The organism is Candidatus Hydrogenedentota bacterium, from assembly GCA_013359265.1.
Taxonomy (GTDB): domain Bacteria; phylum Hydrogenedentota; class Hydrogenedentia; order Hydrogenedentales; family SLHB01; genus JABWCD01.
The window spans coordinates 42228-69144 of the sequence record JABWCD010000012.1 but is presented as its reverse complement, the minus strand read 5'-3'; the positions used below and the strand labels follow the sequence as shown (position 1 = coordinate 69144).

The following is a 26917-nucleotide window of genomic DNA, read 5'->3' as shown; positions in this document are numbered from 1 at the left end:
GCGCGATGAAGCTCTCCATCGTCATACCCGCGTACAACGAAGCGGAAACGATTCGTCAAGTTATCGACCGTGTTCGCGCGGCCCCATACGAAACGCAGATCATCGTTGTGGACGATGCCTCGACAGACGCCACCAGCGAACGGCTCGATTCCGTTGCCGGCGACGGTTCCCTCGAGGTCATTCGCCATACTCGCAACCTTGGCAAAGGCGCGGCCTTGCGCACCGGGTTCGCGCGCGTCACGGGCGACATCGTCATCATTCAGGACGCAGACCTCGAATACGATCCGCAAGACTATCCGAAACTGCTCGAGCCCCTGCTCGATGGCCGCGCCGATGTCGTGTATGGGTCGCGCTTTCTCGGCGGGCCGCACCGCGTGTTGCTCTTTTGGCACTCGGTGGGCAACCGATTTCTGACACTGCTCTCCAACGCACTTACGAACATCAATCTCACCGACATGGAGACGTGCTACAAGGCGTTCCGCGCCGACATCTTGAAGGACGTGACGTTCAAATCCGAGCGGTTCGGGTTCGAGCCGGAGTTCACCGCAAAGGTCGCGAAACGCGGCTATCGCATCTACGAAGTGCCAATCTCCTACAGCGGCCGCGGATACTCGGAAGGCAAGAAAATCACATGGAAAGACGGTGTCGCCGCGCTGTACTTCATTCTCCGGTATCGTCTTTTCGACTGAAACGAAGAAGGGCGGCCAATTGGCCGCCCTTCGTGAATCAACCTACTGCTTGAGACTATAGCAAATGGATTTCCGTCGCCGTAATCACACCGTCGAGATCGATCGTCCCTACGATGTCGACGCTTGCGCCGACAACCAGGTCCGCTTCCGTTCCCGTTGGCGTGTCCGTGTCCGCCGGCAGGAAGATCGCCGCGCCCGCGTACAGCACCGTGGTGTCGCCGTCCGCGAGCGTCACAACCATCGAATCGTTGTCCGGATCGACCGAAGCAATTGTGCCGTTCGCCGCTACGTCCGCGGACGAAACCAGAATGTCCGCGCGCAACTGCGGCGTGAGCACATAGCGGCCGTTGCCGTTCAGCACGAGGTGCAAATCCTCGAACGTGATCTCGATGTTGCTGTTCTGATCGGCAGGCACCTCAAACGTCTCGGAGACAAAGAGGTGCCCGTTCGCCGTCAGCTTGATGTCCGTGATTTCCGTCTCCGGATCGCTCGCCAGCCGAAGCCGCGGGTTCTCGATCGCGATGCGAATCTTCGTGTACGTTCCCGCGGGAATCTCCGCGCTCGAGAACACTTCCGAAAGGCCCGCCAACGAGATGAGTTCAAGGTCTTGCGACCCCTCGAACACGATTACGTCACCGGCGGCTTTCGCTTCACCTTCGCCTTCCGTTTCGCCTTCGTCTTCATCTTCCGAATCCAGCGAAATCTGGGTGACCGTCACCGTAAGCGATTCGATGTCCGCCGTGTCTACGACCGCTTTCGGCGCAACCGCCGAGAGCAGCGCCCCGGACAACGACTTCGCGTCCGAACCGAACAGGACGGTTACCTTGCCCTTGCCCGCCGGCCGTGGACATCCGGCGCCCATCAGGGCGATGGAGACCGCCAGAAGGCAGGACAGCAACATGTGAATTTTACGCATAGGCCCTTACTCCTCGTGGGCTTCGACGCTGCGCACGCTCGATCCTCGACATGCCCCGCGCAGCGAGAATCATAGCACGTGGATTTCCGAAGCCGTTATTACACCGTCGAGATCGATTGTCCCGACGACTTCGACGCTCGCGCCCGGCAGAAGGTCCGCCTCGGTTCCGGTCGGTGTGTCCGTGTCCGCGGGGAGGAAGATCGCCGCGCCGCCATAAAGCACGGTGACGTCGCCATCCGCCAGCGTCAGGACCAGCGAATCCGCCGCGTCGTCCACCGACGCGATGGTTCCGTTGGCTGTCACGTCCGCCGCGGATACGGTGACGCTCGCATCCAATTGCGGCGTGAGCACGTATCCTCCGTTCCCCAACCGGACCAGGTGAACGCCATTGAACATCAGTTCTATCAGGCTGTTGCCGCCTTCCGGGATTTCAAACGTTGTATTGACAAACAACCGCCCATTTGCCGTCAGGTGGACGTCCGTGATTTCGGTTTCCGGATCGCTAACGAGCCGCAGGCGCGGGTTCTCGATATTCAGCGTGATGCGGTGATATACGCCCGCGGGTATATCGGTAGTCGAGAACACCTGCGAAAGGTTGTCCAGCGAAACCAGATCGATTTCCTGCGATCCCTGGAAAACTACGACATGTTCGTCGTCGTCATCGCCATCGTCGTCCCCATGGTCGTCGTCGCCATCGTCGTCCCCATGGTCGTCATCGCCGTCGTCGTCCCCATGGTCATCATCACCATCGTCGTCCCCATGGTCGTCATCGCCGTCATCATCCCCATGGTCGTCATCACCATCGTCGTCGCCATCGTCGCCATGACCATTGCCGCCATCATGGTCGCTATCGTGATGCTTGTCGTCGTCGACTTCATCACCGCCATCATCCCCATGATCGTCATCGAAATCGTCGCCATCATCATCGCCATGGTCGTCGTCGCCGTCGTGATCGCCGTGGTCATCATCATCGTCATCCTTGGAGAGACTGATTTCCGTAACGGTCAACGTGAGCGAGTAAATCTCCTCAGCCGCCACAACCGATTTTGGCGCCACCGCCTCGAGCAGGGCCTGGCTCAACGTTTTCGACGCCGAACCAATCAGCACCGTTACCTTGCCTTGCTTAACACTGCCGGTGGGATTATTGGTCGTTCGTGGGCAACCCGGCCCGCAAAACATCACGGCGGTTACGAGCAGACAGACCAGTATCGAGCGTAAAGTTCCAGTCATGAAAAAAAGCCTCCCGTGTGGGCCCAGTCCCATAGCCCCGGGTAAGTATACCACAAGCGGCACCGTTTGTAACGATAATCCAAGAACAGATTAAATAATTACACTAAAATCGATTAATATTCTTATTTTGTAAACTTAGGAAGGGTCAGCGCGAGCGCCAAAGATGCGGTAACGGCGAATGCCGCAACCCCGTATGCCTTTGGGGCACCCAGGTTCCAGTAAAGCAGGCAGGCCAAAAGCGGGCTCATCGCCCGGGTGAGGCCTTCGAGAGAGCGGAAGACGCCGAGTATGCGTCCCTGGTCGTTGGGCGGCGTGTACAGCGAGACTAAGGCAGACATACAGGGGCGCACCTGGGCCGAGCCGACGGTGGTGAGGACAAGCCCGAGATAGAGCATCCAGATCGATTGCGCCATTCCAACTATCGCTATACCGGGCACAATGCAGAGCAGCCCGTGAATGCTCATGCGCTTGGGTCCGATGACGTCGCTGCGCCTCCGGACGTAAGTGCCCTGCGCCAAGGCGAGCACAAAGCCTACGAAAAGGAACATGACGGCTATTTGGCCGGGTTGAAAATCGAAGCGGTCCTTGACAAGGAACGTGATCGCGAATTCCATCATGCCGGAGAACGCCAACAGAAAGATGAAGTACGTGACGTTAGCGCGCGTAACGCCCCGGTAACGAACCACAAACATGGCCAATGGATTGACGGAGCGCGGGACGCGCTCCGTCGCGCCGTTTCGCGGCAGCGTCTCCGGAAGACCCCATGCAACCACGAGCCAGTTGAGCACGGCCAGCAGCATTGAGGCGCCTGCCGCGGCCGAATACGGATTGACCCCATATGCCTCCAGGCTGGGCCAATGCCGCGTTAGGTCCAGCATTGACGAAATGCCGCCGATGGCAGGCCCGCACATGAACGCCACGCCAATGCCAAATCCGAGCACGGCCATTCCGCGGGAGCGGTTCCTGTCCGTCGTGACGTCGGCGATGACCGCGGACGCCGCGGAAATGTTTCCGCTCATCAGGCCGCCGATCAGCCGGGCGACGACCAGCGTGAGAAACGTGCTGGCGAAGAACCACAGGCCGTAGGAAAGCGCGAGTCCGGCGATTGCGAACAGTAGAATTGGGCGGCGCCCGACACGATCGGAAATGCCGCCTAATATCGGCGCGCAGATGAACTGCAGCAACGCGTAGAGCGCGCTGAGAAATCCGCCGAAGATGATGTCGTGACCCTGCTCGGGGCGCGCGCCGAGCCATAGACGCAACTGATCCAGCCAGGAAACAATCGAACCCAGTACGCCGGACGATCCTTCGCGCGCGAGGTAGTAATCGAGCATGCTCGGGTATAGCGGAAAGATGACGGAAAACCCCGCCATATCGAGAAAGACGATGAAGAAGACGATGCGCAAAATGCGTTTCGTATCGGCATCCGACGGGGGCGTTTGGAGCGGTTCGCGCGTGGACATGCTGCCTGGGGGATTGGTTGCTTAATCCGGGTAGCGTAGCGAACGGCGGGGGCGCGGGTCAATGGACGCACGGCTGCCGGCGTCAGGGGTTGGTTAGAATGCCTCTGAGCGCATCCGCCGCACGATTAATGATCTCGTCGCGCACGATGTTGCCGGTCGATTTCACGGTGTCGCGCACCTCGCCGGTGATGGCATTGGTTTTCGATCCAAAGCCATAGCTCACGTTGGGGTCGGTAGGCGGGCCGGTGAGGAGGATGCGGACACCGCCCGCGGAACGGACCTGTCCCACGAGCGCGTCAAGCCCGGGCACGAGGTCCGCTGCACCGAGGACCGTTTCCAGGATGTCCACGTGCACGAGGACCTCGCTGTTTTGATTGTTGAAATCGATCATACCGAATGCGGTGATGTTGTAACTCGGCGTAGTCATCGCGAGGGATTGAAGCTGCATGACGCCATTGGTGAAGGTGGCTTGAGACTCGCAGGTGTCGAACGACAAACCCTGGTCCTTCAGCTTAGGCGCGCGGAGCCGGGTGATTTCGAGCGTGCGCAAAACGGACAAGACCTTGGTCGCCATGCCCACTTTCCCGAAGGTGCCATCCGTCGAGCGGAGCCTCACGGCGCCGTTCGCACCGGAGAACGGAGGAATTGTTTCGCCGGTAAATAGCTCGAGGTCGACCTGTCCCGACGTGGCTCCCTTCACGCCGCGCGACTCCTCGAGCGCAATGTCGTCGATGATCGCGAGGTCGACCCCGTCCAATTTGAGGCTCATTGTGGTGGATGCCGGACGCTCGCCGCGCGGTTGCATGACGCGTATCCAGCCGGATGTGGCGCCGCCGTGGCTTGCGAGGGTGAGGTTGCCAAGCTCGATGTCGCCGTTCAGCGCCGTGACGTTTGTGAACATGTTGCTCAACTGCGCTTTTCGATAGACGACATTGGCCATGTTAACGTCGAATTTGCCGGTGAATCCGGAATTCGGCGAAGCAGAGCCGGTTGCGGCCGTGTTCGATACAAGGGAAGATTCTTGAAATTTCGCCTTCATCTCGAGCAGTTCGTTCACATTGAGCCGCTTGCCCGTTAGCGCGCCGGACCATTTGCCATCGCGCGACACCATATCCAACGTGAAGTCGGAGTCCGCCCCCCGAACGCTCAAATCGTTGCACGATATCCCACCGTCGTTGTACGCCACTGCGCCGTTGAGGTTGTCCATGCCCAGCGCGTCGCTCAACGCGAAGTTCACATTGTCCAACATGATATTGGCTTCGAGGGGCTGTGTGGCAGCTTTGCCGCGTATGCGGCCGCCCGCCTTTGTGCCCTCCGGCATGAGCGCTGCGAGCGCCCCCGCGCTGACGTCGAATTGCGGAATTTCGAAGCGCGATTCGGTGAACCGGCCGTCGATGGTTTGATCGAGACATACGATCTGAATTTGTTTCGCGGCCCAGTTGCCGGTCGTCGCGACACCGTGAATTTCGATGCTCGCGGAGGTGCCCGCGCGCTTCGTGAGGTAATCGCTCAACGCGACATTGGCATCATCTACGTTGACGGTTGCGTCGAACACACCCTTGGCTGCGTCGCGCTTGAATATTACTGGTACGTTACCATCGGCGCGGACACCTTCGGGCATCATGGGCTGCAACGCGTCGCCGGGAATTGACGCATCAATGCTTACATCGCCAAGTTCCCAGCCGCTCTTTGCGTTGCGCATGGCGACAGCCCCGGCGAGCCGCGGATCGCCCGATCGCTCGAAATTGACGTGGATCAGCGGGTCCTTTTCCGTGGGCAGGCTAAGGTCGACACCGAACTTCGATTCACCATACGCGGCGACGATGCCGGGCGCGACTTTCTTCGCGGCTTCCTGTTTCAGAAATGGCAAATCCATATTCGCCAGATTGCCGCGCGCGGAACCGCTCCAGGTTCGTTTCGCGATAGTATACACTCCGCTTACGCTGACGCTTCCCAATTTCCGCGAGGTTGCGGTCGCAGTCGTGTCGATCTTGCCGGGCGTAGCTTTGAATTCCGCGTGTGCGTCTGCAAATTGGTCCGTCCACGATGGCGTATCGATTGCGAGCGACCCGCCGGACAGCTTTCCAGCGATCGACAGGTCTTCCGGTACGCCGCCGCCTGAGGAAAACGTACCGGTAACCCGATCGAGCGCGATGCTTCCTTTGGCGTCTTTGATTGCGTCGAGCGGCATGACCATGCCCAGGCGTTCGCGCGTAAGTTTGACTGCTCCCTGCAATTCCACCGCCGCGGTGCCCTCGCCGAAGTTCGGCTTCACCGTGCCCGTGATCGAAAGGTCCTCGGCCTTCAATGCGACTATCTTAACGGCATCGTTTTCGAACGCGACTTCGCCGGCGAATCCCGCGATGGCGCGCTGGCCCTTGGGCAACGTCAGATCGACCCCACTGAACGACCCGGTTCCAGCGGCGAGGCGAAGTTTCTTGTCCGCCGTCATACCGATGAGCAAGTCCTTGGCGGACGCTTGCGCGCTTTCCGCCGGGGAAATGCGATAGTTGGCCGATGGCTGCGCCGCCAGGAACGCCTGCACGCCGTCGCGGTTTGCGGTTGCTTCCTTCACACGCGTGGCAATCGCGCCGTCCGGCTCGATGGTGATATCGGAAACGAACTGTAGGCCAGGCGCTTTCCAGTTCAGTTCATTGATCGTAATCTGTCCAGTGTCCCACCACGCGACCCCGGTAAACGCGCCGGCAATCGCGCTCAGATCGAAGCCTTCCACCGGCACGGGGTTCGCCGCGCCGTCCAGCGCTATCTTGACTTGGCTGGCTGCCGTGCGCTCGATTACTGCGTGCACTGTCGCAATTGCCCGCGGCACGCGCGATGCCTTAAACAAGGTTGCCGTATCCACATTTGTGAGGTCGAGCTCGCCGTGAACGCCAAGGCCGATCTCCGCGGGAGCATTGCGCTTGAGCGTAATCGTGCCGGCAACGCGCGAGTCTTCGCCGTACGCGGGCGACTTAGCATCCGCAATGATGTCGATAGTGTCCGACAATACGTTGGTTGCAGCGAGGTTTCCCGAGAATACAGGTAGCTCGCTGCCGTGCATCGTAATGGCCGCGCCCGGCGCTTCAATGCGGCCGATGGCGAGTTTTACTCCACTGTCCACCTTTGTGCCGCTCGTGACGTGTTCACTGTGCGCCTGGAGCATGGCGTCGATTCGCGCTTTGAGATCACCCGGCTTTGCCGGAAGGGTGGCGGCGAGGGACTCGATATCGAGACGGTTGATGTCTATCACGCCGCGCAGCAGGCTTGCGAGGTTTGGGTACGCGTTGAGTTCCGAGCACGTGGCCCGAAAGTCGCCTTCGCCCACGGTAATGTTGCGCGCCTGGAGTGCGGGCACGGGAAACACCGCGAAATCCATCCGCTCGACCGTTGCGGGCAACCCGGTGTTCTTTGTGATGCGCTCGATGAGGAAGGGGCGGTATTTGTCCGCGTCAATGAGGTACTTCGCGGCCTGCAGACCGGCGACCAGCACGACGACCAGCGCCGCGAGGACGAATGGCCATCGCTGACGCTTGCCCGGAATCCGCAGGCGCAATGTGGGTGACGGGCTCATCAGATTAGTGTATCAGCTAACGCGAAGAATTCGGAGAAAATTCACCAAGAAGGCACAAAGAACACGAGACGTCTCAGGAGACAGGGCCCGACTTTCTCGATCGGCCACAATGCACGCCGCGCTTCTGATCGAAAGGATTCCGCCGGGCGCCGCGAGATTAAGGCGCGAGCGCCACGCCAACCGGCATAATGTACAGCGGATGTTCGGTGTATGGCAGGTTTAGAGCGTGCGCGACGCGGTCGTCGTCGAATGCACCGACCGCAACTGTAGCCAGGCCGAGTGCCGTCGCGAGAAGATACACGTTTTGGCTCGCGTGCCCGGCTTCCATGTAGACGTATCGCAGCCCACGGTCATGATATCGATCGGTGGTGTGCGTGTAGTCCGCAACGATGAGCAAATCCACCGCCGCGGTGCGCACCCATTCCTGTCCGAGCGCGGCTTCGCTGAGCGCATCGCGCAGATCGCGATCGCACACGCGCCGGAGGGCGTGGCTGCGCGGGGCGTACCCGTACACGCCGGGGGCAAGCCCGTCAACATCGCCCGCGACGGCGTACACGCTTAGGGGGTATAGCGCGCCCGCGGAGGGGACGGTCCGTAGGCCCGTCTCGCCGACGTTTCCTTGCGCGACCCACAGCAGTTGCGAGACGTGCTCCAACGCAATCGGCGCCGCCGCATACTTGCGCACTGACCGCCGCGCGCGAAGCAGTTCCTCGAGTTGCTTGGCTGCCTGGTTGCGCGGTGCAACGCAGCGCATCGCAGCATTCGAGTTATGATCGCGTGAATGCCTAAACATTTGCGGCTCCCCCTCGGCCGCTCCCGCGCACGCAGCCGATTCCCCCCGCCGCTATTTTAGCACGCCGCCAAACCTTGCGGGAGGCGGCGAGACAGGCGTATGATTCGCTCGAGAGGTATCGGGGGATATCGCTCACTTGGGGGCCGGTGCCATGCGCCAAGACTTTCCCGCCGCTCCGCTTTCGCGACGCGACTTTATCAAAGTTTCCGGGGCAGCCGCAGCGCTTTCGATACTCGATCCGGCGAGGCCGGCTGCTCCCGCCAGGCCGCTTGCCTGCCGCCTGGCGAGTTACGGCAAGTTCGAGAGCGCCGCATGGTCGCACGTGCCGGAGGTCGGCGTGAAGCACCTTTTTCTGAACGTTCCCGAGCCGGATCAAGTCGAGCAAACGTTAACACGTCTCGCGCAACACTCGTTGACGCCGCTCGTGATGCGCGGCAGCGCGGACTTGTCCGAGGCATCGAGTGTAGACGCGCTTGCCGTCCAGATTGCCACGTGCCAGAAGATGGGTGTGGGTTACATGTTTCTGTCTCCGAAACACGCGAACGCACCCAAGGAAGTCGCGTACGAACATTTGCGCAAAGCGGGAGACGTCGCCAGAGCTCACAATGTCGTCCTGTCGCTGGAGACGCACCCCGATCTCGGGACCAACGGCGCCATCCAGCTCGAAACCATGAAGGCGATCAATCACCAAAATGTTCGTGTGAACTTCGACACGGGCAATATCACCTACTACAACCGCGGACGAAATGCGGTGGACGAGTTGAAAACCATTGTTGACTATGTCGCGACGGTCGAAGTGAAAGACCACAATGGCGGCTTCGAGACGTGGGAATTTCCGCCGCTCGGTAAGGGCGTAGTCGATTTCAAAGGCGTGTTCGGCGTGCTCGACGCGTGCGGGTACGCCGGACCGGTGACATTGGAGTTCGAGGGCACCCAGGGTGTCAACCTCGATGAAGAGCAGACGAAGCACGCGATCGAGGAATCGGTTGCGTATCTCCGCACACTCGGTACGTTCGTGTAGCCGGGGGGCGCGAATTGCAGCGCGATTCAGTCACCAAACAGCAATCATTCAGGGGGACGTCCCAATGCCCGCAAAAATCTCATCCGTGCCGGTGTCCCGACGCGACTTCATCGCCACCGGCAGCGCCGTCACCGCGAGCCTCGCATTGAGCAGCGGGGTACGCGCCGCGAACTCCGAAACGCTCGCCGTCAACGGCGGGCCGGCAGCCGTCAGACTTTCGCCGGAGCGTGTATCGGCGCTGACCCGCTGGCCGCGCTACGGCAAGGCGGAAAGGGCGCGCTTGCACGAACTGATTGAGAGCAACAAGTTTTACGAAGAGCTGCCGCTGTTCGAGGAGGAATGGAAGGCGTACACGAACTCGCCGTTTGTGAAGGCGCACATGAACGGATCGAGCGCGCTGACCAGCATGTACTTTGCGCTCGATCTGCCGCCGGGCAGCGAGATCATGGTGCCTTCGTACACGTTCTTCTCTGCGTGTCTCGCAATGCGGTTCTTCGGGTTGGTGCCGGTGTTCGTGGACGTCGACCCGAAGACGGCATGCCTCGATCTCGAAGATGCCAAGCGAAAGCTCACGCCGAATGTCAAGGCCGTCGAGGCGATGCATTCGTGGGGCCTGCCGTGCGAGTTAGACCGTATCGGCGAATGGTGCAAGGAGAAGGGACTGATTCTGCTCGAAGACGCGGCGCACGCGCATGGCGCGTCAATGCAAGGAAAGAAGATGGGTACATGGGGCGCGATGGGGATTTTCAGCTTCCAAACGACGAAGGTGATGCCTACTGTCGAAGGCGGTATGGGAATGTACCAAACGCGGGAGTACTTCGAACGCGCGGCCGCGTTCGGTCATTACGAGGATCCGGTCAAGTTTCCGGAGAGCAGCCCCGTCCGAGCGTATGCAGGTACGGGGTTCGGGCAGAAGTATCGAATGCACCCGATGGCGGCGGCGCTTGCGCGCGAGCAGCTCAAGTCGCTCGACCGGACCAACGCCATTGTCAGGAAGAACGTTCGCGCGATGAACGACCGCATTACTCAACTGCCGGGCATTTCGGAGCCGGTCTGCCGTCCGGACCAGGAGCGCGCGTACTACTGGGCAAACCTGTTGTTCGTGGACTACAAGCAGGCGGGAATCACGCGCGATGCACTGGTGAAGGCGCTGAAGGCCGAAGGCGTGAACGCAAGCTTCTGGGACTATCCGCAACAGCACAAGCTCGCGATATACTCGGAGGCGAAGTGGTGGCACCATCCGCCCACGATCCCGGAGTCGATGCCCGGCAACGAATACGTGAACGCGAACCATATTTTTATGCCGTTGGTATACGACGATGCGCCGGAGTTGATCGAACAATACGTGCGGGCGTTCGAGAAGGTGTGGGCGCACCGCGACTCGATGCCCGCGGCGTAACCGAGGACACAAAGCGAGAGGTGGATATTATGAAAGTCCATGCGATCAAGCACCCGGCTTTTCTTGTGGCGATCGCCGCGGTCGCGCTGGTGTGCCTCTGCTCGGCGCATGCGCAACAGGACCCGTTCCTGCCCGCGCACAAGCTCATTGGGGTCAAGCACGATTCCGGTTTTCCCGACGGGCACGACACGTATAACGGAATGGGAGCGGCGAGCGACGGCAAAATCTACTACGTGCTTAGCACGTATGTACACGACGTCGGCGCGCGCATGTTCTCGTTCGATCCAGCGACGGGATCGATCGAATCGCTTGGCGACATCACGGAGGCCTGCGGCGAAAAGGGTAAGAAGTCCGTCGTACAGGGCAAGAGCCATGTAAACTTTGTGGAGTCCGGCGGAAAACTGTACTTCTCTACGCATGCCGGCTTTTACAGCATCATCGACGGCATGGAGAAGATGGGCGTGCCGCCGGCGGGGTGGACACGATACCCCGGCGGGCACTTGCTTGCGTTCGATATGAAATCGAAGGTATTTGACGACCTCGGCATTGCGGTCCCGTTCGAAGGAATTCTTACGACGAACATGGACGTGAAACGCGGGCGCATGTACGGAATTACGTGGCCCAAGGGAATCTTCTTTCGCTATGACCTTGCGAAGAAGGAGTACAAAACGTTCGGTCCGATCTCCGAGCAAGGTGAGGACGGAGCCGGCCCGACGTATCGCACGCTGTGCCGATCGATCTGCATCAATCCTGCCGATGGCGCCGCGTACTTTACGAATTCCGACGGCACGATCTTTCGATACGATTACGATAGTGAGACTGTTGCGCCCGTAGCCGGAGACGATCTGAAGAAGGACTATTTTGGACTATACGATCCGGCGTCGCCGGGGCACATGGGCTATAACTGGCGGCAGACATTTTGGTACGCGGCGGAGAAAATGGTCTACGGCGTGCACGGCAATTCGGGGTATCTGTTCCGTTTCGACCCCGCGAAGGAACGCGTGGAAGTCATTGACCGTATTACTTCCGAACCGTCCAAGCGTAGCGGTATGTTCGACCAATTCAGTTACGGTTATCTCGGGTTCGCACTGGGACCCGATGGAAAGACGATCTACTACCTGACCGGCGGGCCAATTTACGAAGACGGAAAGCGCGTCGCCGGGAAATCGGCCACGGCAATGGGTGAAGTAAAAGGCCGCGAGAACCTGCACTTGGTTACGTTCGACATTCCGGCGCGGGCCTATCGGGACAACGGGGCCATCTTCTACGACAATGGCGACAGGCCGATAAACATCAATTCCATAGCCATCGCGAAGGACGGCACGATTGGATTTCTCGCCAAGATGACCGAAAACGGCACAACGCGCACGGACTTGGTGACGCTGAAGCCGCCATTCAAATAACCCGACAACCTTCGATCCGCGCGCACGGCTTCGTGCGGAATAGGCGTGTGTCGAATCGATACATGCGGGCGAAATTCGTCATGGCCTTGTCGTGGGCTAAGGAGATGAACTGGGCCAGTTCCCTGCGCCCGATGGGATGGCCTTCACGCCGCGCGGAGAGTTGTGCGCGCCAACTTCGTACAACTATCTCTTTCAACGATTTGCAGGGACGCCTGCAAATGCGGACCCGCCGCTGCTGCAGATTGTCGGTACGAACCGCACCTCCATTTGACGCTCTCGCCGTTCGTGCGGTATCCTACGTGCCGGTCTCGACATGGGGATGTAGCTCAGTTGGGAGAGCGCTTGTCTGGCAGACAAGAGGTCGACGGTTCGATTCCGTTCATCTCCACCAATAAAGATTAAGTCAAGCCAGCGACTTGCGAAGACGAGTCGCTGGCTCTTTTTGTGTCAAAACGGCCAATGTCTAACAAAAGGTGTAACACTTTGTTGTCGCGCTCCGGAAAGTCCGGGCCAGTGACGGCGTATTTACCGAATGGAGGAGGGTAGCCCCGCCTACGTCGGAGCGACTTCGGCGGGCCAACCCTGAGCTGCGCGCCGAAACCCCTTCGGGGTAAACGCAAAGACATCATTATTGTTAGAAGTGGCTAGATTACATACGAATTAAAGCGTAATTCGATATAAGCGATTAAGATATGGTGCGTTGCGGGACTCCACACTTACACGAATCGGCGTGTACGCGAACCGGCGTTGACGGACTAATCGGATTGTAATATCTTGGATAATGGTTTTTCTTGTACCAATTGATTCGACTGGGGAGGTGCGCCATGCGGCTGTCTCTTCGTTGGATGTACGGTGTATCGTTACTATCCGCAGCCATTTCGTGCCCCGCAGTAGTTTGGGCCGGCCTCGGCGCAATACCTCGCCATACGCCCGATGACGTTTGGATGGACCTCTCGGAAGCCGAACTCGACGCCATCGTATCCCTTCGATCGCAACAATCGGTGAGTGCCTGGCCACGCGCGTATCGCGCACTCTGGCTTGATGCCGACGCACTCGCGAAGACCCTCGATTCTGTGCCGCTCGAAGATCCGGCACGGCCGATGAAAAGCGACCATAGCACCTCGATGCTTTGGCTTCCGATGCCGGATCGGACCGATGTGCCATTCAGCTTTGTCGAGTCGCCCATTTTCGAGCCGGAATTGGAGATCAAATATCCCGGAATCCGGACCTATCTTGGCCACGCGATGGACGATTCGAACCGGAGCGTCCGATTCGATTTAACGCCCCAAGGCTTTCACGCGATGGTGCGAGGCGGAGGCGACGTTTACATCGAGCCGGGCGGAACGGGCAGCGAGTACATCTGCTTTTGGGCGTCGGATCGCTCCAACCCGGGTCGCGAGTTCACATGCGAAACAGACGATCCGGAACGACGTGCTGACGTACCAACCGGCGAGAAGGTCTCGTTTGGAGGCTGGCTGCGAACATTTCGCCTCGCGGTGGCATGCACTGGCGAGTACGCGAACTTCCATGGGTCCACGGACGCAACAGGCACTGAAAACGCGATGGCCGCGATCGCAACGCTCGTTAATCGCGTGACAGGAATCTTCGAGCAAGAGCTCGGTATACGGTTCGTCTTAATTGGAGCCAATGACCTCGTCATTTTCACGAATCCAGCGACCGACCCTTTCTCGGGAAATCTCGATGCAAGTCTCCTCGTCCAAGAATCGCAAGCGGTCATGGACGCCTTTATCGGCGATATCGCATACGATATCGGCCATACCGTCAGTGCGGGCGCAATCGGTGGTTCCGCTTCGCTGGCAGTTGTATGTGACTCGATCACAAAAGCGCGGGGGTGCACCGGTAGCGCTACCCCCACAGGGGATCGTTTCGCGGTCGACTATGTGTGCCACGAGATTGGTCACCAGTTCGGCGCGACGCATACGTTCAATAGCACTGAGGGCCGCTGTGGAAGCGGGCGCAGGGTCGGGTCGACAGCGTACGAGCGCGGTGCCGGGTCTACTATCATGTCTTACGCTGGTCTCTGCGGCGTGGATAACCTTCAGTCGGGCGTCGACGCCTATTTTCATTCTTCAAGCCTGCAAAGAATGGCCAAATTTGTGAAGGACAACACGTGCTCGGTGAACACCGTGATGAAGAATTCGCCACCTGCAGCAGATGCGGGCGCCGACTTTGTCATCCCCAAACAGACACCTTTTACTCTTAAGGGAGTGGGGCAAGACCCGAACGGCGACACGATCAGTTTTACTTGGGAAGAGCGCGACAAAGGCCCGGCGCAGTCGTTGACGGAGCCGGACAACGGTCAAAGCCCGCTCTTCCGCTGCTTCCCGCCGCAAGAATCGGGCGATCGCATTTTTCCCGCGCTGGCCAATGTCATCTCGGGCACCTCCACGCCGGGTGAACTGCTTCCGGTCTTACCGCGAACGATGAAATTCTGGCTGGTTGCGCGCGACGGGCAGGGCGGATTTGCCATCGACCAGGCGAAGGTCCGCGTGATCTCGGACGCAGGCCCGTTCCGTGGTGTAGATGTTCGCGCTGGCCAATGGTTATTGCGTGGCAGCAAGAAAAAGCTCCAATGGTCTGTGGCTCGTACGGATGTCGCTCCAATCAACGCAACGCACGTACGAATCCTGTTCTCGGCTGACGGCGGACAGACCTTCCCTACGGTCTTGAAGGAAAGTACACGGAACGATGGCGAGCACACAGTAACTATTCCGGATGTGGAAACGGCGCAGGCGCGCATAAAGATCGAAGCGCTGGGAAATGTATTCTGGGACATGTCAAACTCGGACTTCCGGGTGGTGTCCAATGCCTTCAACATTCTCGGAACTTGGGAGGTCTACGACGAGTATTTCGATCGCCTTGAATCACGCATAACGTTTCGCAAGAACGGAAGTGCCACCCAGTGCGATTATCCCCCAAACTTTGATGTGTGTGAATCGTATCCCTACGAATGGATGCAATTTGGCGCGGATTCTGGTGCATTATTTCTGCATGGGTATATAGGACCCGGCACTGAGTACACCGTCCGGATTCCGGACGACGATCATATGGTACTCACTTTGTACGGCAGCGAGCCTTTGTACACGTTCACGCGGATTTAAGGGCACAGACATGGTCCGCGACGTGCGATATGCGCGGCAATCCTTTCGCGCACAACGGCGGCAGCGAGGGACAGTTACCCTGGCATTCCCGGGATCCGGTTTCTTGCGGCGAACTGGTGCGAATGCGGGCTAAACCCAGAATCACTCGAGTAGAACCGGCGCAATTCGCCTGCACATTCAAGTCATAAGCTGTGTATTTGTACCTAGTTCTCCGTCAATCGGTTTTGTTGTAGTTCGTATCGACCGTTCGCCGCGGCGGATCCACGCCGGGCCGTACTACACGTGACTGGAACCGCCAAACTCAAATGACGCAGACCACTAGTGGTATCGAACGGTTTGAAGATGTAATTGTTCACTTCCAAGCGAATGGTACTCTCCAGTCATTGAATCGCGTTGCATGACTCACGATGGAGAACCGCGTGCCGAGGCAACGACTCATGGTTTTGCACTGACGCCAGAAGCGCCGCCGAGCTCAGAATATGGGACCAACTAGCCCGGATTGCACTCTCGAGATTCTGGTCGTCACGAAAGAATGCGCGGCAGATTTCGCTCTATTCCAATTGCTGAGACGATTACACACCCGACGCGTTGTCTTTGTATTCGGTCTCAACGGCGGGTTAGTCCGCATTTCTCGCCGCCCTACGACGCTGCGGTGGAAGTAAAATCCTTTGGTGCGGTGAGAAATGCTCACGAGCAAGCCCTTGAGCGCATGGCGAGAGGATTTTTCATGCGAACAGCCTGTATAGACAGAAACATATGGAACTTCGTGTGACGCAACGGGTAGCACACGTTTTTGCTGTTCGCGTGAAAAATCCGGGTTAGAGCGTTTCAAGGTCGGCTGCACCGCGTGCTCAAGCTTGAATTGCCTTAGTTGGAGTCGGGGTTGGCTGTACGCCACATCTCGAGCCCGTCCCAAAGATTGGCCATACCCAGATAGAGCACGCCATCGACCGAGGTCAGGGTGCGAACGCCGAAGTTGTACGTGTCGCCGAGTCCGTTGCGGAAGACCGGCGTCCAATGCACACCGTCCTGGGATCTCCAGAGGTCTGCGCCTCCTTGAGTAACGACGCCGACAAGGCCTGGGCCGCGTTTGGCGTCGAGAAGTTCCTGCGCCGCGCGTTCGCCGAGCCGGCGCACGGCAAGAGCGAAGAAATCGTCCAAATTGTCGACGACTCCCTGCAGGACACTCGTGAAATCGGCGGTGCCCGCGTAGAGCCAGCCATTGTGTTCGACGAGGCTCCACAGGTAGGCGTTATTGCGGTTGTTGAAGCCTGCGTCAAACCCGGAAAGTCCGCCCGGTCCCACGATGACGTCCCACGTGTCATTCGTGTTGATGCGCAACAGCACGCACCCCTTGACGTACATACCCATGAAGATCATGGAGCCCCAGTACAGGTCGCCCCTGTAAACGTACGGCGTAATCGCGCACTGGTTGCGCGGATCGGTGCCGCCGTCCGACACAATCTTGACGGGCCCCTGCTTGCCGGGTCCCTCGAGCTTCCATATCTCGAACCCGGTCTTGTTGTTCGCCGTCCCGGCATACAACCAGTCACCATAGGAAATCAGGGACATGACAGCGCCGTTGTCCGGATTACCAAAACCATCCTCGATCACCGGCCATACGGTTTCGCCGTCCGTTGCCAGGACGCGGCCGGGTTCGGTCAGAACAGCGCCGCCCGCGGTGGCGTCGTTTGCGACCGCCAAATAGAGCAGGCCGTTATGTTCGGCCATTCCTCGAATGGACCCCCGCGCATCCGTTATTGAATAGAACCGCTCCCAACTACCGGGTTCGCCGGTTTCGGTGCGCCATATCGTCGGCTCGGCCCCAAAAGTCGCGGCGTAGAGGCGTTTCACCCCGTCCGACTCGCTACGATACTGGGCCATTTTGCGAAAACCGGTGGCGGTGAAATTCGGACCATCCTCGAAATCCCGGTAGTCAAGGACCCGCTCCCACGCCATCGGCCCCAAGTCCGGACGGTAGCGCCGAATTTCTGGAGGGCGCTCCCCGGTGTCCTCCCCCAACAGTCCGCCCGCCGCGGCGATGAGTTCGTTAATGCCGCACGAGGTGCCCACATAGAGATGTCCGTCTTTTGCACCGTCCGGCGTGAAGAACAGCGTGGATTGAGGATAGTCGTTCCAATCGCGTTCGTTGTCCTCGGCGTCGAATCCGTTCTCGCTGATGCGCTCGAAGGTCGCGTGGTGCGGCTTGCACCCGAGCATGGCGATTCCGAACAGAAACGGCAGCGAGACGAGGGCAGCGATCATACGCATGGACATCATCGACATGAAGCGTACACTCCCAACGGTCTTGGGCAATGCCGACGGCGCCTGGACCCTACGTGCGCATTGCGGTTGCGCTTACACCAGGCAGGGCATCGGGACCAATCCCTCGCACTGCAAGTGCCTGACGATGTATGCGACAGTATCGGCCAGTTCCGGCTCGACGATGTCCGGATTGACCTGCTCGAGCGCTGCGCGGTAGTGCCGGTTGTCGTAACGCTTGGGTTCCATCGGCTTGAATTTGTCATGGGAACGATTGATAAAGACAAGCAATGGGTATAGCAAATCGTCGGGCGTACACAGGCGGTTCACTTCCTCGATAAAGCGCGGCGTGTCATAGTAGGTGAACGAATAGCCGAACTGCTCGGCGATGCTCTCCGTTACGTCCATCAGGTTGTAGTACCGTGTCGTCGTGACGTGAAGAATGTTCGACGTAGTGTTCCGCAGCGTGAATATCCGCGCGATATGGTCCGAGACAAGATCGGCCGGAAGAAAGCTGACCTGGTTAAGCGCCTCGACCGCGATTCCATACTTGATCATAAAGGCCAAAAGCCGGACCCCGATATCGTCCTTGCTTCCGACGCCCCGCGATGAAGCGGTGATCAAAGTCGGCCTGTAGATTCGGACAGGCTGACCGTGCCGCGCGGCGTTGAGCACGAGATGCTCCTGAATGCATTTCGACTGCGAATAGCCAAAATCCAGATCCTCGAGGTCCTCGTTGTATTCGTGCTCCGCCGCGACCGGGCGGGCCGACCATCCGTGGATGAACGTGCTCGAAATATGATGGAAAGTCTTCTGCCTCTTCGTGGCAGCCATCCGCATGAGTTCGCGCGTTCCGCCGATGTTATGCGGGCGCAACGCGTCGTAACTGAGGACGTAGTTCACCTGCGCACCGTTGTGGACTACTGCGTCGCATTCGCCGCACAGGCGATCCCACTCGTGGTCGTTCAGGCCCAAACGGATCGATCCGAGGTCGCCGCACACAACACGGACCCGCTCCCGAAACTGACTTTCGATCTCCGGACGCCAGACTTCGGTCCGGCGCAATGCGTCGACCACCCGCGCTCGCCCGTGGGCCGGATCGGCTGCGCGCACCAGGACATCGATCGCGCAGGCGGAATGTTCCAGGAGACTCGCAAGCAAAAACGGCCCGAAAAATCCGGTGGCGCCGGTCATGAGAATCGATTCGGGCGTGGCCCGCAATTCCTTGGCCGGTTCCGCGGGAGGATGCCACTGCGCGTCGGCACGCATCAACTCTCGTTCGGTTTCGTTGTCTGCGAATTGCCGGCGCTCGAGCCATGTGCGCAATTCGGAGGCGGGCATGTCATGGCCAGCGTGGTACATGTCCAAGAGTTGGGACAGTTCGGCGATAGTAAGGCGCTGCAGGAATCGTGTGTCCAGTTCGGACACGACGTGCTCCAATCCGCGAGCTTCGAAGTGGCGCTGAATCTCGAGTGTCAGATCGACAAAGGTCAAGGAGTCAAGGCCAATGCTTGACAAGGTCACGTTCTCGTTACCATTCAGGTGATATCGGTCGCGAATGCGCTCGATATACTGCCTCAGTCCCTGTGGGGCGCTTCGATCGCTAACATCCGTGTGGACATACGATGCGAGTATTTCCAGCTCGCCCGCCAGCCAACGCTCCCGGGTTTTGCTCCGGGCCACCTTGCCGGACGTGGTCTTGGAAATTGAACGCGGCGGAACAAGAAGTACCTGATATGGATCGATAAAGTAACGAGCCCGTATCGCCTGCGCCACGCGGGCGGGGTCAAGCAGTTCCTGTTGCCGCCGCACCTCCACGAGCACCACGAGGCGTTCCTCGCCATCATAGTCTACCCCAATGGCCGCGGTTCGCCCCTGCCCGATCATTCCGACGTCCGGAAATTCAGCTTCGACAATCGCTTCGATGTCCTGAGGGTAGTAGTTCGTCCCGTGGATAATAATCATGTCTTTGAGCCGGCCGCAGATGAACAGTTCGCCTTCGTGGATGAAGCCCAGATCGCCCGTGCGCAGATACGTTCGCGAACGATCCGGTTCGCCCTCGATGCGTGCGTTGAACACGGCTTGCGTCAATTCGGGCCGCTGCCAATAGCCCGCGCACTTGCTCGCGCCGTCGACCCAGATTTCGCCAATCGCGTCTTCGCGCAACGCGACGTGGGACTCCGGGTCTACAATGCGGACGTCGAGACTCGTGAACGGCCGGCCGCAACTAACCAGCGTCGTTTGGTTATTGTTGCGTGCCGTTGTCTTTTGGATGCTCAACTGGCGGCGCTGCAACCGCTCCTTGTGAACGGTCAAGGTTTGCCGTCCGCGAAGGGAGACCGTCAGGGTGTTTTCGGCGAGTCCATAACCGGTATAGTACGATTCGCGCTGGAGGCCGTATTTCGCGAAGCGCTCGTAGAAGTCCGCGTACGTTTGCGGGTGGATTGGCTCCGCGGCGTTCAGCATTCCTCTCAGCGAACTTAAGTCAACCCCGCTCAGCGCGGAGTCCGGGACCTTGTCCTCGCGCAGGCAGTAGCCGTAGGCAAAGTTCGGCGCGGTGGTCAGCGTCGCCCTCACGCGAGAAATGGTTTGTAGCCACAGCGCGGGCCGCTTCAGAAAGTCGAATGGCGAAAAGCCGTGGTTCGTTCCCCCCATTACCACCGCGAACAAATAGTGGCCGATCAGCCCCATGTCGTGATATTGGGGGAGCCAGGATACGCCGACGGAATGCCGTTGTATGGTTTCGTCCGCATTGTGCATCACGTTCCGGTGTGTGACTATGACGCCTTTAGGGTCACCCGTCGACCCGGACGTATATTGCAGAAACAAGACGGGGTTGGTCTGACGCCGAAGCGTATGCCGGCCGTTCTCCGGGAAGGCGTCCGTCGCTACCCAGTGAATGCGGTTAAGCTGCGACGAGTTGTGAGGTTCGCGGCGTTTCGCCGCGGGCGCGTTGACCGTCCCGCGCAAGTAGGCCGCCGTGGTGAGTGCGACGCGAGCCTCGCAGTCCTGCGCGATATGCTCAATTCGATCCGCCCCCGCGCCGGTGGCCATCGAGAGTGGGGCACAGACGGGAACCGGAATCGCGCCCAAGTTTACCGACGCGAAGAACCCGGCCATCATTTCCAGCCCCGGCGGATACACGAGCAGAACACGGTCGCCGGTCTGGATTCCGGCCGCCTCGAACAATTGATGCGCCAAACCCAGCGTGCGCTCACAGAACTGGCTGTATGTGTATTGTTCTCGAACGGCTCCTCTTTCGTCCGTAAAGCTGTACAGAATCTCGTCAGGTTGCGCGCGTGTCCAGTAGTCCATGCAATCAACAAGATTGTCCATGCGTCAGGTCCTACAGGTGCCCTGCGCCGAGCGGCAGCGTCCTGCCGTCGCTCTGCTGAACAGCGCCCCTAAAACATTCGGCTGTCATATGGTTACAAAAGAAAGCTTGCAGCCAACCCTTGCAAGAGAGATCACCCGATTGAGTATACCCAGCTTCATACGAAAGCCGCAATACGGGTACGTGGACCGGCCGGTGGAAACTGTCGTCCCGATTCAACGCAAGGGCCTTCGCGCGCCCGTCCGGTTGGGTGCGCGTCCGGTTGGGTGCGTTGATTCAACTCGGGTCTGCCGATATCATCCACCCTTCTTGAAAAGAATAACGGCTGAACTCTGAGGATTCCCCACCGTCGCCGCGCGTCCATTCGTCCACAAGGCGGGCTTGGATGGGTTCGACGCGGGGTGATATCGAAGGCAGGTGTGGCCAAATGGTTTCGATTCGCAATTCCGCCGTCAAGCGGGCGGTCTTCGTGACCGGCGCGTCGTCCGGAATTGGAAAAGCGTGCGCACTCCATCTCGACCGGCTGGGATTTGCGGTGTTTGCCGGTGTCCGGAAGGACGCGGATGGAGCTGGCCTCGTTGCCGAAGCGCCGGGGATTCGCCCCGTGATCGTAGACGTAACGAAAAGCGACACGATTGCGGCAGCAGTCGCAGAAGTCCGGATTGAAGTTGGCGAATCCGGCCTCTACGGCTTGGTGAACAATGCGGGAATTGCCGTAGTCGGCCCGATCGAAACCCTCACGGCCAGCGACATTCGCGAACAGTTCGACGTCAACGTCGTCGGTCAGTTGGCCGTTACACAGGCTTTTCTTCCGCTTGTCCGTCAGGCGCGCGGCCGCATTGTCATCATGGGGTCAATTTTTGGATTGCTCTCCTGTCCGTTCGTGGGTGTATACGCCGCGTCGAAGTTCGCGCTCGAAGCGCTCGCGGACGCGCTGCGTGTCGAACTTGCGCCCTGGGAGATCGAGGTCTCCCTGATCGAACCCGGCCGCATGGCGACAACTATCTGGGGCAAGTCATTCGTCGCCATGGAAAAGATGCAGACGCGCGAAGATGAGGTCCATGCCTTGTACGCCGCGTCCATGACCTTAGCCCGGAAGAAGGCGGAAGAGTTCGCACGCACCTGCACCTCGCCGCAGCGGGTCGCCCGGGCCGTCGCTCACGCCCTGACGGCGCGGCGTCCAAAAACGCGCTACAAAGTGGGACGCGACGTGCGATTCTGGGCGCCGCTTCGCAGGCACGCGCCCGATCGGCTCGCGGATTGGGTTATCAACCTAATGCTTCGGATGGGCGCCTGAGGGGAACGAATACGCCCGCCTCACTCGTCGTCCGCAGTGTGCTCGGCGGCGAATCCAAATCGCTCGAAAACGTAACCAAACTTGTCAAGAACATCGCTCGCCGACAATCCGTACTGTTCCAGCGAGTACCGGTGATTACTCTTGTACGACTTCGCTTTTTCGTGCTCGGCGCTCAGGCGCTCCGCGAACTGCGGCCCAGGTTCGATAGCAAGTTTGGTGTACACGTCCGCCACGGCGGACTTCAGGTCGCGACGTAGATCGTCATACGAGAGGAAGACAAACCGGTCTTGTGCCCATTCGCGCGCGCAATTCATAGGATGGCGATACCAGTAGTCGGCCAATTCCAGCACCCTATCGCGAAAGATATCGCCCTGCGGATCGTTGTCGAACATGTCCCACGCCACATACAACGCGCTTAACAGCGATGGGACCGTATCGTAGGGGCTGCGCATGTTGCATATCATTCTTGCGCCAGAAAAATGCGCCCGTATAGCGTCGACCTTTGCGGAGAATGAGGGGTTCTTCGACAAGAACTGTTTCTCCGCCCCGTGGAAGTACAGGTGGCGCTGAACGCAGGCCTTGTAGAACCGCATGATCCAGTCTTGCTCGGCCGGGGGAATCCCTTCGTCGAACCGGACAAGCCTCCAGGTCTCCTCGTAGAATGGAAAGGGGAAAAGCAGATACACCGTCGAAAAGATCGGGCCCAATACCAGCTCGTCTTCGTCGTAATCGAAGAGGGTCATCTTGTGGATTTCACTGAGGCGGCCGAAGATTCTGCGGTCAATCGCGGCGATCAGGCTGCGGCCCGCGCCGCCACAGGCCCGATCGATCGAACCCACGAGTGTCCACAGCTTCCGCTCCGTGATCGACGGCGCGAGGAGAAGCTCCCACAATTTGAATGAGGTGAAACGCTCGGAATCTTGCGCCATAACACGGTGCAGGAGCGTTGTCCCGCTTCGCGGAATTCCGACGATAAACACCGGGTCTTTGATGGCGACTTTTCGGTATCCGCGAAAAAACAGGTCGTCGAGCAGAAACCCGATCCAATGAAGGAGTTCGCCGAAGAAGAGCACCGGCACAAAGATGCTCATCACCAAGAATCGCTTCGGGGTACACCGCGCAAAAGTGCCCCTGCTGCGAAAGATGGTCAGCGTAACGAGCCGGAAGAATATGAGGTAACCCCAGAGCATGAAAAACGTACGCGCCGGCTTACGTATGCCCGCGGATACGGCGCCGTTCCCCGTTCCGCCGGCCCCGCAGAACCATTTGCACGCCGTGAATCGGGCGGAGGGTGATATTCAATTGCGTCCGAACCCGTGCGTCCGGCGCCAGTTCAAAGTGCCAGTCACGCGAGAAAATCGCCAGCAGCAGTATGCCTTCCATCCAGGCAAATCGCTCACCTATGCATCTGCGCGCCCCTCCGCCAAATGGCAGGTATGCATACCTTGGCACACTTTCCGCGCGCTCGGGAAGCCACCTATCCGGATCGAAACGCTCCGGCTCCGGATACCAACGCGGGTCGTAGTGGGTAATCAATGGGGATATAAGCAACAAATCTCCGGCATTGATGTCGATTCCCAGAATCTCGTTTGACGCTACGGCCTCCCGGTCGACGCCCGGTACGGGTGGGTACAGCCGCATGCTCTCGGTCAATACCCGGCGGACGTAGTCGAGCCGCGGGATGTCATCCACGTTGGGCGTGCGCCCATTATCGAGCACCGAGTCGACTTCTTCCCGGAGTCTCTCCGCAATCTCCGGATGCCGCGACAACAAGTAGAACGTCCAGCTCAATGCGTTCGATATCGTTTCGTGGCCCGCGAGGAAGAGCGTCATGGATTCGTCGCGAAGTTGTCGATCGGTCATCGTGCTGCCGTCGTCGTACTGTGCCGCCATGAGCATAGACAGGACGTCATCGGACGCGTCGCCCGCTGCGCGGTGGTCCCGAATAATGCGATAAATAACGGAATCCAGTTGCGCGAGCGACTCCTTGATGCGCCGCGTGCTCTTCAACGGCATCCGATCAAGTACGTTTCCCAGCATCGGTATCACATATCGCCCGGCGTGGGATAGCAGGAAATCGATGGCGTGTCCCACGATTCGCACATCCTCTTCGATATCCGAGCTGAACATCGTCTTCGTAATGATTGCTGCGGTGACCTCCATCATTTCCTGGTGGATGTCAACCATGATGCCGTCACGCCAGCGTGACGCGAATCCCTCGCCAATGGCAGCCATGGCGTCGCCGTACGCGTCGATTCGGCTCTTGTGGAACGCGGGCTGTATGAGGCGGCGTTGCCGCAGGTGGGCGTCGCCGCTGAGTGTGAGCACGCTTTGGCCTGTATAGACTTTGAGGGGAGTGGACCGCGTGCGGCGGTGATAATACTTGTGGTTCCGCACCAGAATCTCTTCGATCCCGTCCGGCTCGTTCATGAGTATGCACCGCTGCCGCACGATGCGCGTTTCGATTCCCTGCGGGTACCGCCGGACAGCGTCGCGCCACGGCGCGAAATCGCCGCGCAACCCACTTAAGAATAGCCGGAGAAAAGCAGCCTGGCTGACGCGCGGCAATCGGAGAGGCGCCGCGGGACTTCTCGGCGCCGCCGCGGTCGAGCTCATCGTGTCAACTCCTTCACGTCCGGCGATGCGCCGGAGACTTGCAGCCGGTGGAAGTGCGGCGAAGTTTACGGAACACGAACGGGCAAAACAACCTTTCGTGCCGTGCCTGCCGCCGCGAGTATATCTGTGGGGAGTTAGACTGGTATGCTGAGCGCCGCCGGTGCATTGGCCCGAATGCACGGGAGTAAATTGCAGCGAATGCGCGGTCCGTACGCCGACGACGGGAGTAAGGCGATGATTGATTTTCTGGCGATCATACAGCAGGTCTTGAGCTATTATGAGGGCGACATAACCCTTACGATCCTGGTGTACATTGTTCTGTTCCTAATTGGCTTGGTGCTTCCCGCCACGGACCTGTAGACCCAGGCCGGGACGACGTGACGGAACGGCGTCAGAAACTCCAGGTCAGACCGCAATAGATTCGGTCCTTGGAATCGAATTGGCCAAAAAAGCCGTTGGCGGATCCGTAGAAGAAATCCGCTCCTGCGTACACCGACACCCTATCGTTGACCGCGTACGTGATTTTTGGGCGCAAGAGCCCGTCGCCATGGTTCAGGTCCTGGAACCAAATCGATTGCAGCGTCAACGTGTCGTTGAGCAGGCGCCGGTGGACCGCGAGGGTTGTATAGGTCTGAATCTCGTCGCGTTCCACGCCTCTCGAGTCGTTCGTAAACCAGTCCTGGAATAGCTGAAAGCTGACAACGGTATTGCTAATGCCGAACCAATCGACGCCAATCATGTAGGACAGGTCGTTCCCCTTCACGACGCCGTCAGCATCGAGTAAACTGCCTGTCGGATAGTACTTGTCCGTAAACAGCCCGTACTCCGCGCGCAGCGTAAAATCGCCGAAGGCTTTGCTGGCGGTTCCTCCTATCAGGTGGGACCGCCTGTACTCCGGCGTAACGACTACAGTCGGTCCGTCGTCGGTAAGGCAAAGCGAGCGCGGAAATACGGGCACATCGTCGTAGTGGTACAAGTAGTTGAACGTGAGGTCCCAGCCCGCTTTGAAAGTTGACAATCGAAAGCCCGCGTCTGAAATTTCGTCGAGGCCCGATGGGCGCGACGCCGGTTTGTATTCAAGCGCGAACCCGGGCGGAACACTGGGCACGCCCGCGCTGAATTCGAACTCCGATTCTTGCCGGGGAAGTATGTAGTACGAGGGGTCGGGGACCCAGACGACCTGTAAGTTCCAGTCCCCAATCGGGCGTTCGGCATTGACCGCCCATAGCGGCAGCCGCGAATTTTCGAAGTCCGTCAAGATGAACTCGCGCAGGTCCTGCGGATTCACGACATCGATCACTTTCAAACCATCCGCCAAGCCCCAGACGATCTGCTGCTTGCCGAGCGTGAGATGCCAGTCGTTCCAGGTTGTGCGAATGTACGCTTCCCGCAGTTCGAGTTCCGCGGTCTCACCGATCCGGAGCGGGCGCGTTGCCTCGGACACGTCTGGGAAATCGGTTCCATCCAAATGGCCGTTATCGAACACAGGATCGGCGCGCAGTCTTCCTATCACCGTGTAGTCCGTAGTATGGGAGATTGCGCCGGTCAGCCGAAGAACCAGCTCAAGACAGAGCTTTTGCAGCGTGTTTTCAGCCGTGCCGTAGGCGCTCTCCAACGAGATCGTGCCGCTGGTTTCGGGAAGGCCGCGCCACTGCGATTCCGGCCCGCCTGCCTGCACATCGCTCGATTGTGCGAAGGCGCCGGCAATGAAGAAGACTGCCACGGCGCACGACGAGAATACCGCGCTCGGGCCACTGGGCTGTCCAACCTCGGACCGCACGTCGACTCGCCTCCCAACGAT

The 26917-nt window shown here is 59.2% G+C and carries 18 protein-coding genes and 1 tRNA gene; 9 read left to right on the top strand and 10 right to left on the bottom strand.

Going from position 1 to position 26917, the window contains the following annotated elements; translation table 11 throughout:
• Positions 1–5 precede the first annotated feature (5 nt).
• Positions 6–689 carry a glycosyltransferase family 2 protein gene (locus HUU46_12830; protein NUM54523.1) on the top strand — a complete coding sequence of 228 codons (684 nt, stop codon included), beginning with the start codon at positions 6–8 and terminating at the stop codon, positions 687–689.
• Between the two features lie 55 nt (positions 690–744).
• Here HUU46_12830 and HUU46_12825 read toward each other — a convergent pair whose 3' ends face one another.
• Positions 745–1605 carry a DUF4382 domain-containing protein gene (locus HUU46_12825; GenBank protein ID NUM54522.1) on the bottom strand — a complete coding sequence of 287 codons (861 nt, stop codon included), beginning with the start codon at positions 1603–1605 and terminating at the stop codon, positions 745–747.
• 69 nt (positions 1606–1674) lie between these two features.
• On the bottom strand, positions 1675–2190 hold the full coding sequence (locus tag HUU46_12820; GenBank protein NUM54521.1) for a hypothetical protein: 516 nt from the start codon (positions 2188–2190) through the stop codon (positions 1675–1677).
• A gap of 60 nt (positions 2191–2250) precedes the next feature.
• Between HUU46_12820 and HUU46_12815 the strand changes: the two genes are divergently transcribed.
• The gene (locus HUU46_12815; GenBank protein NUM54520.1) at positions 2251–2823 is read left to right on the top strand and encodes a hypothetical protein; all 573 of its coding nucleotides are present in this window, start codon (positions 2251–2253) and stop codon (positions 2821–2823) included.
• 134 nt (positions 2824–2957) lie between these two features.
• Here HUU46_12815 and HUU46_12810 read toward each other — a convergent pair whose 3' ends face one another.
• From HUU46_12810 to HUU46_12800, 3 genes are all read right to left on the bottom strand, one after another.
• Positions 2958–4298, bottom strand: coding sequence for an MFS transporter (locus HUU46_12810; protein NUM54519.1), 1341 nt, complete (start codon positions 4296–4298; stop codon positions 2958–2960).
• Between the two features lie 82 nt (positions 4299–4380).
• Positions 4381–7869, bottom strand: coding sequence for a hypothetical protein (locus tag HUU46_12805; protein ID NUM54518.1), 3489 nt, complete (start codon positions 7867–7869; stop codon positions 4381–4383).
• Positions 7870–8026: 157 nt separating this feature from the next.
• A complete protein-coding gene (locus HUU46_12800; GenBank protein NUM54517.1) occupies positions 8027–8623 on the bottom strand; it encodes a SagB/ThcOx family dehydrogenase in 597 nt (198 codons plus the stop codon).
• 190 nt (positions 8624–8813) lie between these two features.
• On the opposite strand from HUU46_12800, the gene HUU46_12795 reads away from it, so the two are divergent.
• The 5 genes from HUU46_12795 to HUU46_12775 all read left to right on the top strand — a co-directional run bounded on the left by HUU46_12795 (position 8814) and on the right by HUU46_12775 (position 15607).
• A complete protein-coding gene (locus HUU46_12795) occupies positions 8814–9683 on the top strand; it encodes a TIM barrel protein (protein NUM54516.1) in 870 nt (289 codons plus the stop codon).
• 64 nt (positions 9684–9747) lie between these two features.
• Entirely contained in the window at positions 9748–11082 is a 1335-nt protein-coding gene (locus HUU46_12790; protein NUM54515.1) for a DegT/DnrJ/EryC1/StrS family aminotransferase, read from the top strand.
• Positions 11083–11210: 128 nt separating this feature from the next.
• Complete coding sequence (locus tag HUU46_12785) at positions 11211–12485, top strand: hypothetical protein (GenBank protein NUM54514.1); 1275 nt, start codon at positions 11211–11213, stop codon at positions 12483–12485.
• Between the two features lie 315 nt (positions 12486–12800).
• Positions 12801–12876, top strand: a tRNA-Ala gene (locus tag HUU46_12780).
• Between the two features lie 853 nt (positions 12877–13729).
• Positions 13730–15607, top strand: a complete 1878-nt coding sequence (locus HUU46_12775) for a hypothetical protein (protein ID NUM54513.1) — start codon at positions 13730–13732, stop codon at positions 15605–15607.
• A gap of 867 nt (positions 15608–16474) precedes the next feature.
• Here the strand turns inward: HUU46_12775 and HUU46_12770 are convergent.
• Complete coding sequence (locus HUU46_12770) at positions 16475–17893, bottom strand: hypothetical protein (protein ID NUM54512.1); 1419 nt, start codon at positions 17891–17893, stop codon at positions 16475–16477.
• A 72-nt stretch (positions 17894–17965) separates the two neighbouring features.
• Positions 17966–21205 carry a thioester reductase domain-containing protein gene (locus HUU46_12765; GenBank protein NUM54511.1) on the bottom strand — a complete coding sequence of 1080 codons (3240 nt, stop codon included), beginning with the start codon at positions 21203–21205 and terminating at the stop codon, positions 17966–17968.
• 425 nt (positions 21206–21630) lie between these two features.
• On the opposite strand from HUU46_12765, the gene HUU46_12760 reads away from it, so the two are divergent.
• Entirely contained in the window at positions 21631–22500 is an 870-nt protein-coding gene (locus tag HUU46_12760) for an SDR family oxidoreductase (protein ID NUM54510.1), read from the top strand.
• A 20-nt stretch (positions 22501–22520) separates the two neighbouring features.
• On the opposite strand, the gene HUU46_12755 is transcribed toward HUU46_12760, so the two are convergent.
• Entirely contained in the window at positions 22521–23591 is a 1071-nt protein-coding gene (locus tag HUU46_12755; GenBank protein NUM54509.1) for a sulfotransferase, read from the bottom strand.
• Positions 23592–23709: 118 nt separating this feature from the next.
• Positions 23710–25116 carry a cytochrome P450 gene (locus tag HUU46_12750; GenBank protein ID NUM54508.1) on the bottom strand — a complete coding sequence of 469 codons (1407 nt, stop codon included), beginning with the start codon at positions 25114–25116 and terminating at the stop codon, positions 23710–23712.
• 198 nt (positions 25117–25314) lie between these two features.
• On the opposite strand from HUU46_12750, the gene HUU46_12745 reads away from it, so the two are divergent.
• Positions 25315–25476, top strand: coding sequence for a hypothetical protein (locus HUU46_12745; GenBank protein NUM54507.1), 162 nt, complete (start codon positions 25315–25317; stop codon positions 25474–25476).
• Between the two features lie 31 nt (positions 25477–25507).
• On the opposite strand, the gene HUU46_12740 is transcribed toward HUU46_12745, so the two are convergent.
• Complete coding sequence (locus HUU46_12740) at positions 25508–26896, bottom strand: hypothetical protein (GenBank protein ID NUM54506.1); 1389 nt, start codon at positions 26894–26896, stop codon at positions 25508–25510.
• Between the last annotated feature and the right edge of the window lie 21 nt (positions 26897–26917).

Bases quoted from the DNA above. Each gene is read 5' to 3' on its own strand.
- HUU46_12830 (NUM54523.1), top strand. From the start codon at position 6: ATGAAGCTCTCCATCGTCATACCCGCGTACAACGAAGCGGAAACGATT.
- HUU46_12825 (NUM54522.1), bottom strand. From the start codon at position 1,605: ATGCGTAAAATTCACATGTTGCTGTCCTGCCTTCTGGCGGTCTCCATC.
- HUU46_12815 (NUM54520.1), top strand. From the start codon at position 2,251: ATGTTCGTCGTCGTCATCGCCATCGTCGTCCCCATGGTCGTCGTCGCC.
- HUU46_12810 (NUM54519.1), bottom strand. From the start codon at position 4,298: ATGTCCACGCGCGAACCGCTCCAAACGCCCCCGTCGGATGCCGATACG.
- HUU46_12805 (NUM54518.1), bottom strand. From the start codon at position 7,869: ATGAGCCCGTCACCCACATTGCGCCTGCGGATTCCGGGCAAGCGTCAG.
- HUU46_12800 (NUM54517.1), bottom strand. From the start codon at position 8,623: ATGCGCTGCGTTGCACCGCGCAACCAGGCAGCCAAGCAACTCGAGGAA.
- HUU46_12795 (NUM54516.1), top strand. From the start codon at position 8,814: ATGCGCCAAGACTTTCCCGCCGCTCCGCTTTCGCGACGCGACTTTATC.
- HUU46_12790 (NUM54515.1), top strand. From the start codon at position 9,748: ATGCCCGCAAAAATCTCATCCGTGCCGGTGTCCCGACGCGACTTCATC.
- HUU46_12775 (NUM54513.1), top strand. From the start codon at position 13,730: ATGGACGATTCGAACCGGAGCGTCCGATTCGATTTAACGCCCCAAGGC.
- HUU46_12770 (NUM54512.1), bottom strand. From the start codon at position 17,893: ATGTCGATGATGTCCATGCGTATGATCGCTGCCCTCGTCTCGCTGCCG.
- HUU46_12765 (NUM54511.1), bottom strand. From the start codon at position 21,205: ATGGACAATCTTGTTGATTGCATGGACTACTGGACACGCGCGCAACCT.
- HUU46_12760 (NUM54510.1), top strand. From the start codon at position 21,631: ATGGTTTCGATTCGCAATTCCGCCGTCAAGCGGGCGGTCTTCGTGACC.
- HUU46_12755 (NUM54509.1), bottom strand. From the start codon at position 23,591: ATGAGCATCTTTGTGCCGGTGCTCTTCTTCGGCGAACTCCTTCATTGG.
- HUU46_12750 (NUM54508.1), bottom strand. From the start codon at position 25,116: ATGAGCTCGACCGCGGCGGCGCCGAGAAGTCCCGCGGCGCCTCTCCGA.
- HUU46_12745 (NUM54507.1), top strand. From the start codon at position 25,315: ATGCGCGGTCCGTACGCCGACGACGGGAGTAAGGCGATGATTGATTTT.